Raw genomic sequence first — 13428 nt, 5'->3', positions numbered from 1 at the left:
CCTAATCACGCAATGTCCCGAGATAGGCCACGATATCTTCGATCTGCTCGGCCGACAGCATAGGCTTGCCGCGCCATGCCGGGCCGACGCGATCGAGCCCGTCCACGCGGTAGAAGGACGGCATGATCGTTGCGGCATTGAAGCGCGCCGCGTCAACGAGCCGGAGCCGAAGCTGTCCCTCCGACCAGCGGCTGCCTGCACCGGCCAGATTTGGCGCAAGATCGCCCTGGAAATTCTGCTCGGGAAATGGGCCGCTGTGACACAGGATGCAAGTGCTGCTGCGATCAACGATCAGTGCACGCCCGCGTACCGGATCGCCCGGCGCACCGGTCAGCGAGTCCGGAATGGCGTCTCCCACGACGTCATAGCCGCGCAAGGCCTGGGCATCGGCCGCGCAGGGCAGGGCGGACACCGACGCGGCGAGCCACATGGCCGCTGAAAAAACTGCTGTCCTAACCAAACGTGTCCACCGTGATCGTTTTGAACCAGGCTTCCGCAATCGTCGCTTCGTGTTGGCGGACTTCGCGCGGCGCGTCGATGGGGCTGGTGATGTTGCCTTCGAGCTCGGCGAACTGGCCGTCCTTCGGCTGATAAACCCCTGACAGGGAAAACGCGTAACCGGGGGCGACCGTATTATAGCAGGCGCCATTGAGCCGGGGGATTTCGGGCGATTTTCCCGACATCAGATTGACGATGGCCGCCGCACAGGCCTTGGCCTCGGCGTTGGCGGCCGATGCTGATTTGGGGATGCTGCCGGCAATACAGGCGTCGCCAATGACATGAATGTCCGGCACGAGCTTCGAGGCGAACGTCACCGGATCGATCGGGCACCAGCCGGTATTGTCGACGGCGCCTGCGATCTCGGCGATGTGGCCGGCCTTTTGCGGCGGAATGACGTTGGCGACATCAGCGGTATAATTGCCGAAATCCGTGACGACCGTATTGGTCGAAGGATCGACCGACACGACCCGGCCGCCCTGCGACAGCGATATCCGCTCGATCATCCCCGGGTAAAGCTCCTTCCAGGCATTCTCGAACAGCCGCTGCTGGGGAAAGACATCCTTGGCATCGAGCAGCATGACCTTGGAGCGCGGCTTCCTGGTTTTCAGATAATGCGCCATCAGGCTGGCGCGTTCGTAAGGCGCCGGCGGACATCGTGACGGGCTCGCGGGAACCGCAAGCACGACAAGGCCGCCATCTTCCATGGCTTCGAGCTGCCGGCGCAGCAACGCCGTCTGTTCTCCCGCCTTCCAGGCATGAGGCATCTTGGCGGCTGCTGTCTCGTCATAGCCGGGCAGGGCGTCAAAGCGCAGATCGATGCCGGGCGACAGCACCAGACGGTCGTAGGCAAGCGAAGTGCCATCAGCCAGCCCAACGGTGTGCGTGTGCGGATCGATTTTCGTCGCCGCCTGAGCCATGACGGCGACGCCCTCAGCGGCGATCCTGTCATAGGTGAATTGCTGGGCGTCCAATTCGCGCAATCCCGCGATCACCTCGTTGCTGAACGGACACGCGGTGAAGGTCCGGTTTGGCTCGATCAGCGTGATCTGCAATTTCGGATCGATCCGCCGCAGCGCCCGTGCGCAGCTTGCGCCGCCAAAACCGCCGCCGATCACGACGACACGCGCCGCGGACTGCGCCAGCAACGGAGCGGGCAATGTCAGGGCTGCGGCGGCCGCCGCCATACCACGGACGACGTCTCGCCGCGTCTTCAGGCGCTGTGCGTCCATCAGCACGATCCGGTGGATGAGCGGCGGCCGCAAGGACCGCCGCTCCGGTTTAATCAGGCGAAGCTGATGTTCTGATCCCGCAGCGGCACCGAGCGAAGCCGCTTGCCCGTTGCCGCGAAATAGGCGTTCAGCACCGCAGGCGCCGCGACGCAGATCGTCGGCTCGCCGACGCCGCCCCAGAAACCTCCGCTCGGCATCACGATCGATTCCACCTTCGGCATTTCATTGATCCGCATCGAGTTGTAAGTGTCGAAGTTGGTCTGCTCGATATAGCCGTCCTTGACGGTGCAGCCGCCATAGATCAGCCCGGTCAGGCCGTAGACGAACGAACCGGCGATTTGCCGTTCGATCTGCGCGGGATTGACCGCGTAGCCGGGATCGGTGGCGGCAACGATACGATGCACCTTGATCTTGTTGCCGTCGCTCACGGATATCTCGGCTGCCGCTGCGACGTAGCTGCCATAGCCCATGTGCTGCGCGATGCCGCGATAGACACCCTGCGGCGCAGGTGTGCCCCAGCCGATTTTTTCGGCAACGGCATTGAGCACGGCAAGGTTCTTCGGATGCTTTGTCATCAGCTTGCGGCGGAACTCGACCGCGTCCTGGCCGGCCGCGTGGGCAAGCTCATCCATGAAGCATTCGAGGTAGATCGCGTTATGATTGACATTCACGCCACGCCAGAAGCCCGGCGGGACGTGCGGATTGCGCATGGCGTGTTCGATCAAGAGATTCGGGACCGAATATCCGATTGCTGCCTCGCCGCTCGCGGCCAGCCCCTGGAATGCGGCCGGATCCATGCCGTTGACCAGCGCCTCGGGTCGCAGGCTGAACAGGATCGATTGCCCTGATAAGCGCAGATGCAGCGCCGTCAGATTGTTGTCGGCATCGAAAGCGCCGGTCAATTTGCAATGCGTGATCGGATGATAGGTGCCGTGCTGCATGTCCTCTTCGCGCGACCACAGCAGTTTGATCGGCGTGCCCGGCATCTGCTTGGCGATGGCAACCGCCTGCCGGACATAGTCGGTCTGGCCGCGGCGGCCGAAGCCGCCGCCGAGCATGATCTTGTGCACGTCGCATTTGTCGGCCGGCAACCCGGAGACTTCCAGTGTCGCGGCGAAAGCGGCCTCGCCGTTTTGCGTCCCGCACCAGACCTCGCATTTATCCGCCGTATATAAAGCCGTGGCATTCAGCGGCTCCATCGCGGCGTGGTTCTGGTAGGGATAGTTATATACCGCCTCGACTTTCCTGGCGGCGCCTGCAAGGGCAGCTTTGGCATCGCCATTCTGGTTGCCGATAAAGGCCGGCTGGGCATCATCAAGACCTTCATCGAGCCATTTTGCGATTGTCGCGCTGGTGACCCTGGCGTTCTCGCCTTCATCCCAAACGATCGGCATGGCCTCGAGCGCGCTCTTGGCGTGCCACCAGGTGTCGGCGACGACGGCGACGGCATTGTCGTTGACCCGCACCACCTTCTTGACGCCTTTCATGCCCATCGCTTTGGCTTCGTCGAAGCTTTTCAGCTTGCCGCCGAATACCGGGCAAGCCTTGACCGCAGCGTTGAGCATTCCCGGGAGCTTGAGGTCGATGCCGTAGATCATCTTGCCGGTGGTCTTGTCGACGGTATCGAGCCGCTTGAGGCCCTTGCCGGCGATTTTCCAATCCTTGGGATCCTTCAGCTTGACGTCGGTCGGCGGCTCGACCTTGGCGGCGGCTTCGGCCACCTTGCCGAAGCTCGTCGTGCGCCCCGACGGCGTATGCGTAATGATGCTGTTGGCGGCGGTGCATTCCGACGCCGGCACCTTCCACTCATTCGCCGCCGCCTGAATCAGCATCAGGCGGGCGGTTGCGCCACCCTTGCGCACATACTCATGCGACGTTCTGATTCCACGGCTGCCGCCGGTGGAAAAATCGCCCCACACCCGCTTGCGGGCAACGCTCTGACCCGGCGTCGGATATTCGGTCGTGACCTTCGACCAGTCGCATTCGAGTTCTTCAGCAACGAGCTGGGCGAGGCCGGTGAGCGTGCCCTGGCCCATTTCCGAACGCGCGATCCGGATTACGACGGTGTCGTCAGGCCGGATCACCACCCAGGCATTGACCTCCGGCGGGATTTCGGCGGCACGCACGGCCTCGGGACCGCCAAAAGGAATATCGAAGCCAAGGGCGAGGCCACTGCCGACAGCGGCGGCGCCGACGACAAAGGCACGACGATTGAGCGCCGGCAGATTGAGCATTTGATTCATTTCCGCCTCCTCAAGCGTTCGCGGCGGCGTGAATTGCCTCGCGCACCTGTTTGAAGGTGCCGCAGCGGCAGATATTGGTGATGGCGTCGTCGATGTCCTGGTCGGTCGGCTTTGGATTGTCCTTGAGAAGGGCCGCCACCGCCATGATCATTCCGCTCTGGCAATAGCCACATTGCGGAACGTCGTCGTTGATCCAGGCTTGCTGCACCTTGTGCAGGGCGCCGTTGCTGGCGAGCCCTTCAATCGTGGTGATTTGCTTGCCGACGGCTTCGCTGACCAGCACGCCGCAAGAGCGCGTCGCAACGCCGTCAATATGAACGGTGCAGGCGCCGCATTGCGCGATGCCGCAGCCGTATTTGGTGCCGGTCAGGCCGACATTCTCCCTGATAGCCCATAAAAGCGGTGTATCTGCTTCGACATCGATATCGATTGTTTTGCCGTTGATAGTGAGGTTTGCCATCGCGTTCCCCTGTTTAGTCCAATCCATCGATTGAACTTCACCGCAATGGTGGACTGGAAACTGCAACAGTTCAAATCAAGATTCTGCGTTTGCAGAACGGAAGATCGTGGGTTTTCTGGTGTTGCCTTGCGCGCGGATTGTTGTCGATGGCGGCCGTCGCGTTATCGCGTGACGGTCAGGCGCAGGAAGCTCATCACGCTTCCGAGCGCGGCAAATCCGGCGCCGAGCGCCAGTGCGAGTGCTGCTCCCTCGCGATCGGCGAGCCCGAAGCACAAGGCCGCCAGCGCTGCGCCGGCCGTTTGTCCGATCAGGCGCGCCGTTGCCACGATGCCGCTCGCACTGCCACTGCGGTGCGACGGCGCGCTGGACATCAGGGCTTTCATGTTCGGGGTTTGAAAGAAGCCGAAACCGAGCCCGCAAATCGCCATGCGCCAGACGATATTGGCAACGCCGGGCGTTGCGGGAAGCATCGCCAGCAGCGCCATTCCGATGCCGAGCAACGCCAGGCCAATTCCGCCGAGAATGCCGGCGGGGTAGCGGTCAGACAGACGGCCGCCAATCGGCGCCATGATCGCCACCACGAGAGGCCAGGGCGTCATGAAAAAACCGGTCTCGACCTGCGAGCGCAGCAGCACGTCTTCGAAGTAAAACGGCAACGAGACGAACGCCAGCCCCTGGACCACGAACGAACAGACGGCCGTGGCGGCGGACAGCGCGAACATCGACCGCCGAAACAGGTCGATGGGCAGCATCGGGGCCGGATGATCCGCATGCCGGCGGGTCAAGACCCACCCCAACAAGAGCGCGGCGACCAGCTCGATCACGACGAGCGTCGGCGATGCCTTGTGGGCGGCGCTGCCGATCCCGATGATGAAGAGGCCGAGGCAGCTCGCGGCCAAAGCGGCGCCGAGAAAATCGAACGCATGCACAGCGCGCGGCGTCGGCGGCAAGGTCCTCCAGCCGATCAGGATCGCGATCACGCCGAAGGGAATGTTGATGGCGAACAGCCACGGCCAGTGCCCAACCGCCAATATGCCGGATGCGATGGTCGGGCCGAGCGTGAAGGCGGTGGCGACCACCAGCGCGTTATGGCCAAAACCACGTCCCAACATGCGGCTGGGGTAGACGAAGCGAACCAGCGCCGTGTTCACGCTCATGATGCCGCTGGCGCCCAGCCCCTGCAGGGCCCGGGCTATCAGCAGGCTGGGCAGCGACCAGGCCAGCGCACAGCCCAGCGAGGCCAGGGTGAACAGCAAGAGACCGCCGAGATAGATGCGCTCGTGGCCGACGATTTCGCCCAGCGCGCCCAGCGGCAGCAACGTTGCAACCAGCGCGATCTGGTAGACGTTGACGACCCAGATCACGTCCGCCGCACTGACATGAAGGTCTGCCGCAATAGCAGGCAGCGCGATGTTGGCGATCGCCGTATCCAGCGAGGCCATCGTGAGGGCGGTGAAGATCGCCGCAACGGCCCATCGCCGGCGTTCTGTCGGCAAACCGTCCATGACCGGCGCGGCAGGTTTCTTTGCCGCAATGGTATCCGTTGACATACTCTAGAGCTCTCCAGACAGGCGGCGATGCGATGACGCCGCCTGCGGCATGTACTACGGACACGGGGCGCTCCCCAGACGCGCCACTGCATGATGCGTATGCGATGGATCGGCCAAAATAATGCGTGAATGATCGGATTAATCGCCTTGGGCGCGGTTGCGTGCCCGATCGGTTGCTCGGATGAGCCGAAATCCGGCGCCTGTGCTATGTCCGCCGCCGACTTTCTGATAGCTTTCCCCGCGCCAGGCGATCGACTAGGTTTGGCGTGCAGTGCGACCGCAAACACCAATAAAGACGGTTGCCGGCCAGGGGAAGCGCTTTGAACGGACGGGCGGGCCGACGCACGGAAGTGGTGCGCGATAGTGGCGACAACAGTCATCGGCGTCTGTGGACCAGTTTGTGGGTTGCGCTGTTGCTGGCGATCCTGGGCTTTCTGGTCATCTATCCCGTTCTTACCCTGCTGCTGGGTGCATTGACCGACACCAATCCGGTAGTCGACGGCTTCAGCCTCAGCCATCTTTCGGTCGCCAACTTTCTCGCCGTCCTGGTCAATCCGAACGTCGCCGAAGCGCTGTTCAATACGCTTGTCGTCTGCGGTGGCGGGACCCTGATCGCGGTCGTGATCGGGCTGGCGTTCTCCTGGATCGTGGTGCGGACCAACACGCCGTTCAAAGGCTTCATCGCGGCGGCCAGCGTGCTGCCGCTGTTCGCGCCGCCGCTGGTCGCGGGCGTGGCATGGACCATCTTCGGCTCACCGAAGACCGGCCTCATCAACACCATGTTCAAGTGGGCGCATCTCGACTGGCACGTGAATTTCTATTCGCTGTGGGGATTGGTGTTCGTGTTCGGCATTTACTACGCGCCGTATGTCTACATGTTCACCGCTTCCGCGCTGCGCAACATGGATCCCAGCCTGGAGGAAGCCGCCGAAATTTCCGGCGCCAGCGCTTTCGCTACCCTGTTCTCGGTCACGTTTCCGTTGATCATGCCGGCGATCGTTTCCGGCATGCTGCTGTCGTTCATCGTGATGCTCGGCATCTACGGCATCCCGGCGGTGCTCGGCGCGCCGGCCAACATCAACGTGCTGACGACCTATATTTTCAAGCTCACCAATTGGTCGCCGCCGCTCTACAACACCGCAGCGGCGGTTGCGATCCTCCTGATGGTGGTGACAGGCTTGCTGGTGTTTCTACAGCAAAAGGTGTTGAGCGGACGCAGCTACACCACGGTTGCCGGTAAAGCGTATCGGCCGCGCCATCTCGATCTCGGTCCCTGGCGCTGGTTCACGTTCGGCCTCGGCATCGTCTATCTGCTGGTGGTGGTGATCCTGCCGGGTCTGGCATTGATCGTGGCGGCGTTCCGCAAGTTCATGTTCATCCGCGATGCCGCCAGCCTGTTCGACATGCGTCAATATTCGCTGATGCATTTCTACAGCATCTTCGACAACCCGTTGACCCTCAACTCGATCTACAACGCGATGGAGGTCGGCATCATCACTGCCGTGGTTGGCGGCGCGCTCGCCTTTGCGATCGGCTACACCATTCATCGCACCAACGTGCCGGGCCGCCGCGGGATCGATTTGATATCGACCATACCGGTCGCGATTCCAGGCCTCGTGATCGGCGTCGCCTATTTGTGGGCCTGGATCGGCATTCCCGGCGGGCTCTATGGCACCATCTGGATCCTGGCGCTGGCCTTCATCGCGCGCTTCATGCCGGATACGGTCAAGGCATTGTCGACCTCGTTCCTGCAAATTCATCGTGAGCTGGAGGAAGCGGCCTGGGTCTGCGGCAAAGGCATGCTCGGTACCATCAGGACGATCGTGCTGCCACTGGCGCGGCCGGGCGTCATCGCGTCGATGACGCTTCTGTTCGTGCTCGCCATTCGCGAGCTGGGCTCGTCGCTGTTTCTCTACACCAGCAACACCATGGTGATGTCGGTGTTGCTGCTCGATTATTACGAAGGTGGAAATCTCGGAAAGACCGCCGCATTCAGTCTGGTTCAGACGGTTTTGCTGGGTGTTTTGATCGGTGGCGCAAACTGGTTGTCGCGGGGCGCGGCTCAGCGCAGCGTCGCCCGCACCGGATAGATAAATAAAAAGGGAGGATTGGCCTTGAACAAAAAAATTATCGCCAAGATCGTCGCCAAGATCATCACCATGGCCGGCGTCGTCGGTCTCGGCTTTGTGTTGAACAGCGTACCGGCGCTGGCACAGCAGGAGGAGTTCGGCTCGCCCGAACTGATCGCAGCGGCCAAGGCCGAGGGAAAACTGGTGTTCTACACGGCGAATTTTGCCGAAGTCGAACAGGAAGTCATCAAGGAGTTCAACAAGCGCTTTCCGGAGATCAAGGTCGAGATGGTGCGCGCGCCGGGTGGCCAGCTTATCACCCGCGTCAGGACGGAGGCCGCGGCCGGCAAGCTGATCGCCGATATCGTCGATCATTCCGACCGTGCGCTGATGCTGCCGCTGGTCGATCTGTTCCAGGATTACGCGCCGCCGAATGCCGCCGACTACAATCCCGATGCGCTGATTTCGCCCAAGCTGTGGCCGCGCGCGACGGTGGTCTGGTCGATCGCCTACAACACCGAACTGGTCAAGGACCCGCCGAAGACCTGGATGGACCTGACCAAGCCGGAATACGACAAAATGACCGGGCAGGTGTTCGCCCAATCCGGCGGCACCACCTGGACCCGCATCATGTTCGAGCGTCAGGTGCTCGGCGAGGATTACTGGGCCAAGCAGGCCGCGACCCATCCGATCCTCTATCCGTCCGGGGCGCCGATGGCGGATTCGCTGGTGCGTGGCGAGGTTGCGATGGGTCCGCTGCTGTATAACGCGATCTACCCGAAACAGGTGGAGGGCGCACCGGTCAAGATTATCTTCCCGCCGGAGGGCGTGCCGGCCAATCCCTACGCCTCCGGAATTCCGAAGACGGCCGCCCATCCCAACGCCGCGAAACTGTTCCTCAACTGGTGCTTGTCGAAAGAGGGCCAGACTTTCATGATCAAGAATCTTGGCAACCTCACGTCGTTGAAAGTGGCGCCGTTCTATCCCGAAGGCTTCGATCCCAAGGTGGTCAAGGTCTGGCTTCCCAAGTTCGACGACTATGTGAAGTTGCACGCCGCCTGGGTTGCCGATTGGGACAAGACCTTCGGGTATCGGCAGTGATCGATGCGTCGATGAAGCGATTGCACCGATGACCGCAACTCTCGACGTTACCGATCTGCGCAAGCAGTTCGCGATCGGCCGGCCGGCCATCGACGGCGTAAGCTTCGCTGTGCCGGCCGGCGAGATCGTCGTCCTGCTCGGCCCGTCCGGCTGCGGCAAGACCACGACGCTGCGCTGTGTCGCCGGGCTTGAGCATCCGACCGATGGCGAAATCAGCATTGGCGGGCGCGTGGTGTCGTCGCCCATGCGCGGCATCCTGGTGCCGCCCAGGTCGCGCGACCTCGGCATGGTGTTCCAGTCCTACGCCGTGTGGCCGCACATGACGGTGCGGCAGAACGTGGTCTATCCGCTCAAGCACCGGAAGATCACGCGCACCGAGGCCAATCGCAAAGTGGAAGAGGCGCTGGAACTGGTCGGCCTGTCGGAATATGCCGATCGCCCCGTCGTGGCGTTGTCCGGCGGGCAGATGCAGCGCGTCGCGCTGGCGCGCAGCATTGTCTATCGGCCGCAACTTCTGCTGCTGGATGAGCCGCTGTCGAATCTCGACGCCAAGCTGCGGCTGCGACTGCGCGATGACCTGCGGGTCATCCTCAAGCAGACCGGCATGACCGCGCTTTACGTCACCCATGATCAGGCCGAGGCGGTCGTGCTCGGCGACCGCATCGGCGTGATGCGCAATGGCAAGCTGCTGCAGATGGGCACGCCGGACGAGATCTATAACCGGCCGGCCGATCTGTTCGTCGCCAATTTCACCGGCGCCACCAACGAACTGGTCGGCACGCTGGTTAGCCGCAGCGGCGAGTTTGGCGTGGTTGATTTCGGCGACGGGCGGCGAGGGGAGGCCGCATTGCTGCAATCGCTGAGCCCGGGCGAAAAAGTGCGCATCGCCTTGCGGCCGGAAAACATCGGCATCGGCAAACAGGACGGCGCCAACATATTTCCCGCGCGCGTTCTCGATCGCCGCTATCAGGGCACGCAGACCGTCTACGCGATCGATTTGTTCGGCCTGCGGCTGGAGGCGCTTGAACTCGGCACCGCGGCGCGCCATCAGGTCGGGGCGGAGACGCAAGTGTCGCTGCCTCGGGAGGCCTGCTGGGCCTATGGCGACAGCGGCCCGTCGCCCTATGAATAGCGGTCACCGAGGTGAATACGAGCCGGCCGCGCGTGCGATCGAAGGGACGTCCGCCTACGCGCTGTTAATGCAACGTAAATCCGCAATTTTATTGATTTGAAGCCCAGTACCTTTACGGCTTTGCGCTAGCTTCCCCGTATCGCCGGGGGAGCCATGTTTTTTGCGAAAATCCAGTCGCGCACTGCGTCAATTTCCGATGCGATCTACATCGAAGTCATCGCCACGCTTTACGGTACTATGGTTCCCATCCTTGTCGCCGGTGTCTGCCAGGCGATCGTGGGAACGATTTCGGTTGCGCAGACCGGGGATGATTTTACCGCAATCCTGACCGTTCTTGGCATCATTGTCGCCCTCGCGCGCATGCTCGTCGTGCTTACATTCCGGCGGAAGACCCGGCGGAAGCCGTTGCTCGATCGGTCCGAGGCGCTTGCCTGGGAACGGCGCTACGCCGCGGGCACCTTCACCACCGCTTTGCTTCTCGGCCTGTTCGCCGCCCGCAGTCTGTTCGTTGGAGACGCCATCTGTCTGGTGATGGCGGTCGGCATCGCATTCGGGTTTGGCGCTGGTATCGTCGCGCGGCTTTCATTGCGGCCGGTCGTTGCGCTCCTGGATTTCTGCGCCGTGGGACTGCCCGCGGTCGTGGCCACCTTCCTGAAGCAGTGGGACGTGCCGCACATTGCGATGGGCCTGATGTTCCTGGTCTTCATCGTCGCCGGCTTTGAAATGGTTCGGCTGTCCTATAACTCGACGCTCAACCAGATGACGCTGAAGCAGAAGTTCGAGCAGTTGGCCCGCATCGATCCGATGACCGGCCTGCTCAATCGCTCGGTGCTGGCGACCGACCTCGAGCGGATCGTAGCCGATGGCGGCAGCGGAATGGTAGCGGTCCAAGCGATCGATCTTGATCATTTCAAGGCCGCCAACGATCGCTACGGCCATCCGGTCGGCGACGCCCTGCTCAAGCAGGTCGCGGCGAGGCTGATGTCGGTCGCCGGTCCAGCCGACCTCATCGTCCGGATGGGCGGCGATGAATTCATTCTGGCTCAAAGGTCGGTAGGATCTCGCGGCGACGCGGAGTTGATGGCACAACGAATCTTCGAAACGATCAGTGCGCCCTACCATGTGGATGGCCATGAGATCGTGATTGGAACCAGCATTGGGATAGCGTTGTCGCCGGAACACGGGAAGACGGTCGAAGCCTTGCTTGCCCGATCGGACGCGGCACTCTATCGGGCGAAGGAACGTCGCGGCGGATATGTGCTCGCGAGCGAACCATCGAAGAGCCAGGACCGTCAGCACGCGGCCTGAGGGCTATTCAGCCGCGCCAAGACCCAGGCTCGCATAAATACGCCGCGCATAGGCGCCGAATTCGTCCGTGGTCTTGATCGGCAAGGCGCGCGGAAACGGCAGTTCGATCGGGAAATATTCCGCCATGCGCGCCGGGCCCGCGGTCAGCACGGCGCAATGGGAGGCGAGGAATACCGCCTCCTGGATGCTGTGCGTGACAAAGATGATTGTCTTGCCGCTTTCGCGCCAGATCCGCAGCATTTCGAGATTCATCTGCTCCCGGGTCAGCGCGTCGAGCGCGCCGAACGGCTCATCCATCAGGATCAGCTTGGGATCGTGAATGAAGGCGCGCGCGATCGCCGTGCGCTGCTGCATCCCGCCGGATAATTGCTGCGGGTATTTGTCCTCATAGCCGGCAAGCCCGACCAGATTGAGAAGATCACGCGCGCGCGCCCGCGCCGCCTGCATCGGAAGCCCGACGATCTCCGCCGGCAGCAACACGTTGTCGAGGATGGTGCGCCATTTCAACAGCAGCGCCTGCTGAAACACCATGCCAATGTCGCGCGCGGGATCGAACCGCGTCTTTGCGTTGCCGATTTTGACGATGCCGCCATCGGCGTCGTGAAGTCCGGCGAGTATTTTCAGGACAGTGGTCTTGCCGCAGCCGGACGGCCCGACCAGTGAGACCAGTTCGCCTTCCACCACATCCATGGTGACATCGGAAACCGCGAGAAACTCCGTCCCTCCGGATCGATAGACCTTGCGGACGTTACGCAGGCTGACGAAAGGCTCCTGCGCCGTCATGCCAGCCATTTCCCGAGATTGGCGGCAACGAAATCGTCATCGCTGAGATCGGCATGCTCGTTGCAGACACGGTCGATCTCCTGCATCTGGCCGGGGCTCAAACCCTCGGCCGGATCGAGGCACCAGATGCCCTCGAGCAGCCCTTGTCGCCGCAGAACTTCGTGGCAGCCGGCGATGCAGCCGTGAAAATTATGGGCGACGTCGAAGAACGCGCTGTTGCAATCGGTGACGCGCGCATCGAGCGCCAGCAGGTCGGCCGGCACACTGTCCTTGTGGCGCGCGGCCTTGCACCTTTCAAACTGCTTGATCGCGCTTGCGGTCCATACCGACCAGTGGCCGAGCAGCCCGCCGCGAAAATAGGTGCGCGTGGTGACGCCGTTGTCGCGCAGGTCGAACGGCAAGGTAAGGTCGAGCAGGATGTGATCGTCATTTCCGGTGTAAAGCGCGACGCGATCGAGCGCGCCGGCCGCGCTGACGCCGCGCAGGACGTCGAGCGTACGATAGCGATTGAAGGGAGCGATCTTGATGGCGATGACATTGTCGATCGCCGCAAAGCGCCGCCAGAAATCCGCGCTGAGGATGACGCCGCCGACCGCCGGCTGCAGATAAAACCCGACCAGCGGGATTTCCCGCGCCACCGCCTCGCAATGGGCGATGATCTCGTGCTCGGATGCTGATTTCATCGCCGCAAGGCTGAGCAGTCCCGCGTGATAACCGATGCCGCGCGCGATCTCGGCCTCTACAACGGCCTGCTGCGTCGGTCCGGCCAACCCGGCGACCAGCGCCAGCGGCCGCCTGGTCCAGTCTGATGCGGTCTCGGCGGCGAGTTCAAGCACCGGCCGGTACATGCCGACATCGCGGATAGCAAATTGCGTGGTGTGCACGCCGACCGCGAGCCCGCCGGCGCCGGCGTCGATATAATAGCGCGTCAGGGCGCGCTGGCGTCGGGCATCGAGCTTGCGGCTGGCGTCAAGCGCCAGCGGGTGCGCCGGCAGCACCGTGCCATCGGCAATCAGGCGCCGCACCTCGGATTTCATCTCGCTATGATGCAT

The 13428-nt window shown here is 62.5% G+C and carries 11 protein-coding genes; 4 read left to right on the top strand and 7 right to left on the bottom strand.

Annotated features, from left to right (window positions below):
* Position 1: 1 nt before the first annotated feature.
* From soxX to BLV09_RS13630, 5 genes are all read right to left on the bottom strand, one after another.
* Complete coding sequence (gene soxX, locus BLV09_RS13650) at positions 2-430, bottom strand: sulfur oxidation c-type cytochrome SoxX (RefSeq protein WP_146687691.1); 429 nt, start codon at positions 428-430, stop codon at positions 2-4.
* Between the two features lie 22 nt (positions 431-452).
* A complete protein-coding gene (locus BLV09_RS13645; protein WP_433994420.1) occupies positions 453-1685 on the bottom strand; it encodes an FCSD flavin-binding domain-containing protein in 1233 nt (410 codons plus the stop codon).
* 98 nt (positions 1686-1783) lie between these two features.
* Entirely contained in the window at positions 1784-3964 is a 2181-nt protein-coding gene (locus BLV09_RS13640; protein ID WP_433994419.1) for a molybdopterin cofactor-binding domain-containing protein, read from the bottom strand.
* A 19-nt stretch (positions 3965-3983) separates the two neighbouring features.
* Positions 3984-4433 (bottom strand): (2Fe-2S)-binding protein, encoded by a 450-nt coding sequence (locus BLV09_RS13635; RefSeq protein WP_167558718.1) that lies wholly within the window; start codon positions 4431-4433, stop codon positions 3984-3986.
* A gap of 161 nt (positions 4434-4594) precedes the next feature.
* Positions 4595-5983, bottom strand: coding sequence for an MFS transporter (locus BLV09_RS13630; protein WP_146687688.1), 1389 nt, complete (start codon positions 5981-5983; stop codon positions 4595-4597).
* A gap of 320 nt (positions 5984-6303) precedes the next feature.
* On the opposite strand from BLV09_RS13630, the gene BLV09_RS13625 reads away from it, so the two are divergent.
* The 4 genes from BLV09_RS13625 (at position 6304) to BLV09_RS13610 (ending at position 11593) form a co-directional block, all read left to right on the top strand.
* Entirely contained in the window at positions 6304-8073 is a 1770-nt protein-coding gene (locus tag BLV09_RS13625) for an ABC transporter permease (RefSeq protein ID WP_244549073.1), read from the top strand.
* 24 nt (positions 8074-8097) lie between these two features.
* Complete coding sequence (locus tag BLV09_RS13620; protein WP_244549072.1) at positions 8098-9153, top strand: ABC transporter substrate-binding protein; 1056 nt, start codon at positions 8098-8100, stop codon at positions 9151-9153.
* 28 nt (positions 9154-9181) lie between these two features.
* Positions 9182-10285, top strand: coding sequence for an ABC transporter ATP-binding protein (locus BLV09_RS13615; protein WP_146687687.1), 1104 nt, complete (start codon positions 9182-9184; stop codon positions 10283-10285).
* Positions 10286-10438: 153 nt separating this feature from the next.
* Entirely contained in the window at positions 10439-11593 is a 1155-nt protein-coding gene (locus BLV09_RS13610; protein WP_146687686.1) for a GGDEF domain-containing protein, read from the top strand.
* 3 nt (positions 11594-11596) lie between these two features.
* Here BLV09_RS13610 and BLV09_RS13605 read toward each other — a convergent pair whose 3' ends face one another.
* Both BLV09_RS13605 and BLV09_RS13600 read right to left on the bottom strand, forming a co-directional pair.
* Positions 11597-12385, bottom strand: a complete 789-nt coding sequence (locus BLV09_RS13605; RefSeq protein WP_146687685.1) for an ABC transporter ATP-binding protein — start codon at positions 12383-12385, stop codon at positions 11597-11599.
* Positions 12373-13428, bottom strand: a complete 1056-nt coding sequence (locus BLV09_RS13600) for a dihydrodipicolinate synthase family protein (protein ID WP_146687684.1) — start codon at positions 13426-13428, stop codon at positions 12373-12375. Before BLV09_RS13600 ends, BLV09_RS13605 begins: the two co-directional genes overlap by 13 nt.

This window comes from Bradyrhizobium canariense (genome assembly GCF_900105125.1).
GTDB lineage: Bacteria > Pseudomonadota > Alphaproteobacteria > Rhizobiales > Xanthobacteraceae > Bradyrhizobium > Bradyrhizobium canariense_A.
Note: the sequence above shows the minus strand (reverse complement) of the source record. Positions and strands in the feature narration are given on the sequence as shown.

What these genes read in the sequence shown, in the direction of transcription:
- BLV09_RS13610 (WP_146687686.1), top strand. Translation starts at nt 10,439, where the DNA reads ATGTTTTTTGCGAAAATCCAGTCGCGCACTGCGTCAATTTCCGATGCG.
- BLV09_RS13615 (WP_146687687.1), top strand. Translation starts at nt 9,182, where the DNA reads ATGACCGCAACTCTCGACGTTACCGATCTGCGCAAGCAGTTCGCGATC.
- BLV09_RS13600 (WP_146687684.1), bottom strand. Translation starts at nt 13,428, where the DNA reads ATGCATCATAGCGAGATGAAATCCGAGGTGCGGCGCCTGATTGCCGAT.
- BLV09_RS13605 (WP_146687685.1), bottom strand. Translation starts at nt 12,385, where the DNA reads ATGGCTGGCATGACGGCGCAGGAGCCTTTCGTCAGCCTGCGTAACGTC.
- BLV09_RS13635 (WP_167558718.1), bottom strand. Translation starts at nt 4,433, where the DNA reads ATGGCAAACCTCACTATCAACGGCAAAACAATCGATATCGATGTCGAA.
- BLV09_RS13640 (WP_433994419.1), bottom strand. Translation starts at nt 3,964, where the DNA reads ATGCTCAATCTGCCGGCGCTCAATCGTCGTGCCTTTGTCGTCGGCGCC.
- soxX (WP_146687691.1), bottom strand. Translation starts at nt 430, where the DNA reads ATGTGGCTCGCCGCGTCGGTGTCCGCCCTGCCCTGCGCGGCCGATGCC.
- BLV09_RS13645 (WP_433994420.1), bottom strand. Translation starts at nt 1,685, where the DNA reads ATGGCGGCGGCCGCCGCAGCCCTGACATTGCCCGCTCCGTTGCTGGCG.
- BLV09_RS13630 (WP_146687688.1), bottom strand. Translation starts at nt 5,983, where the DNA reads ATGTCAACGGATACCATTGCGGCAAAGAAACCTGCCGCGCCGGTCATG.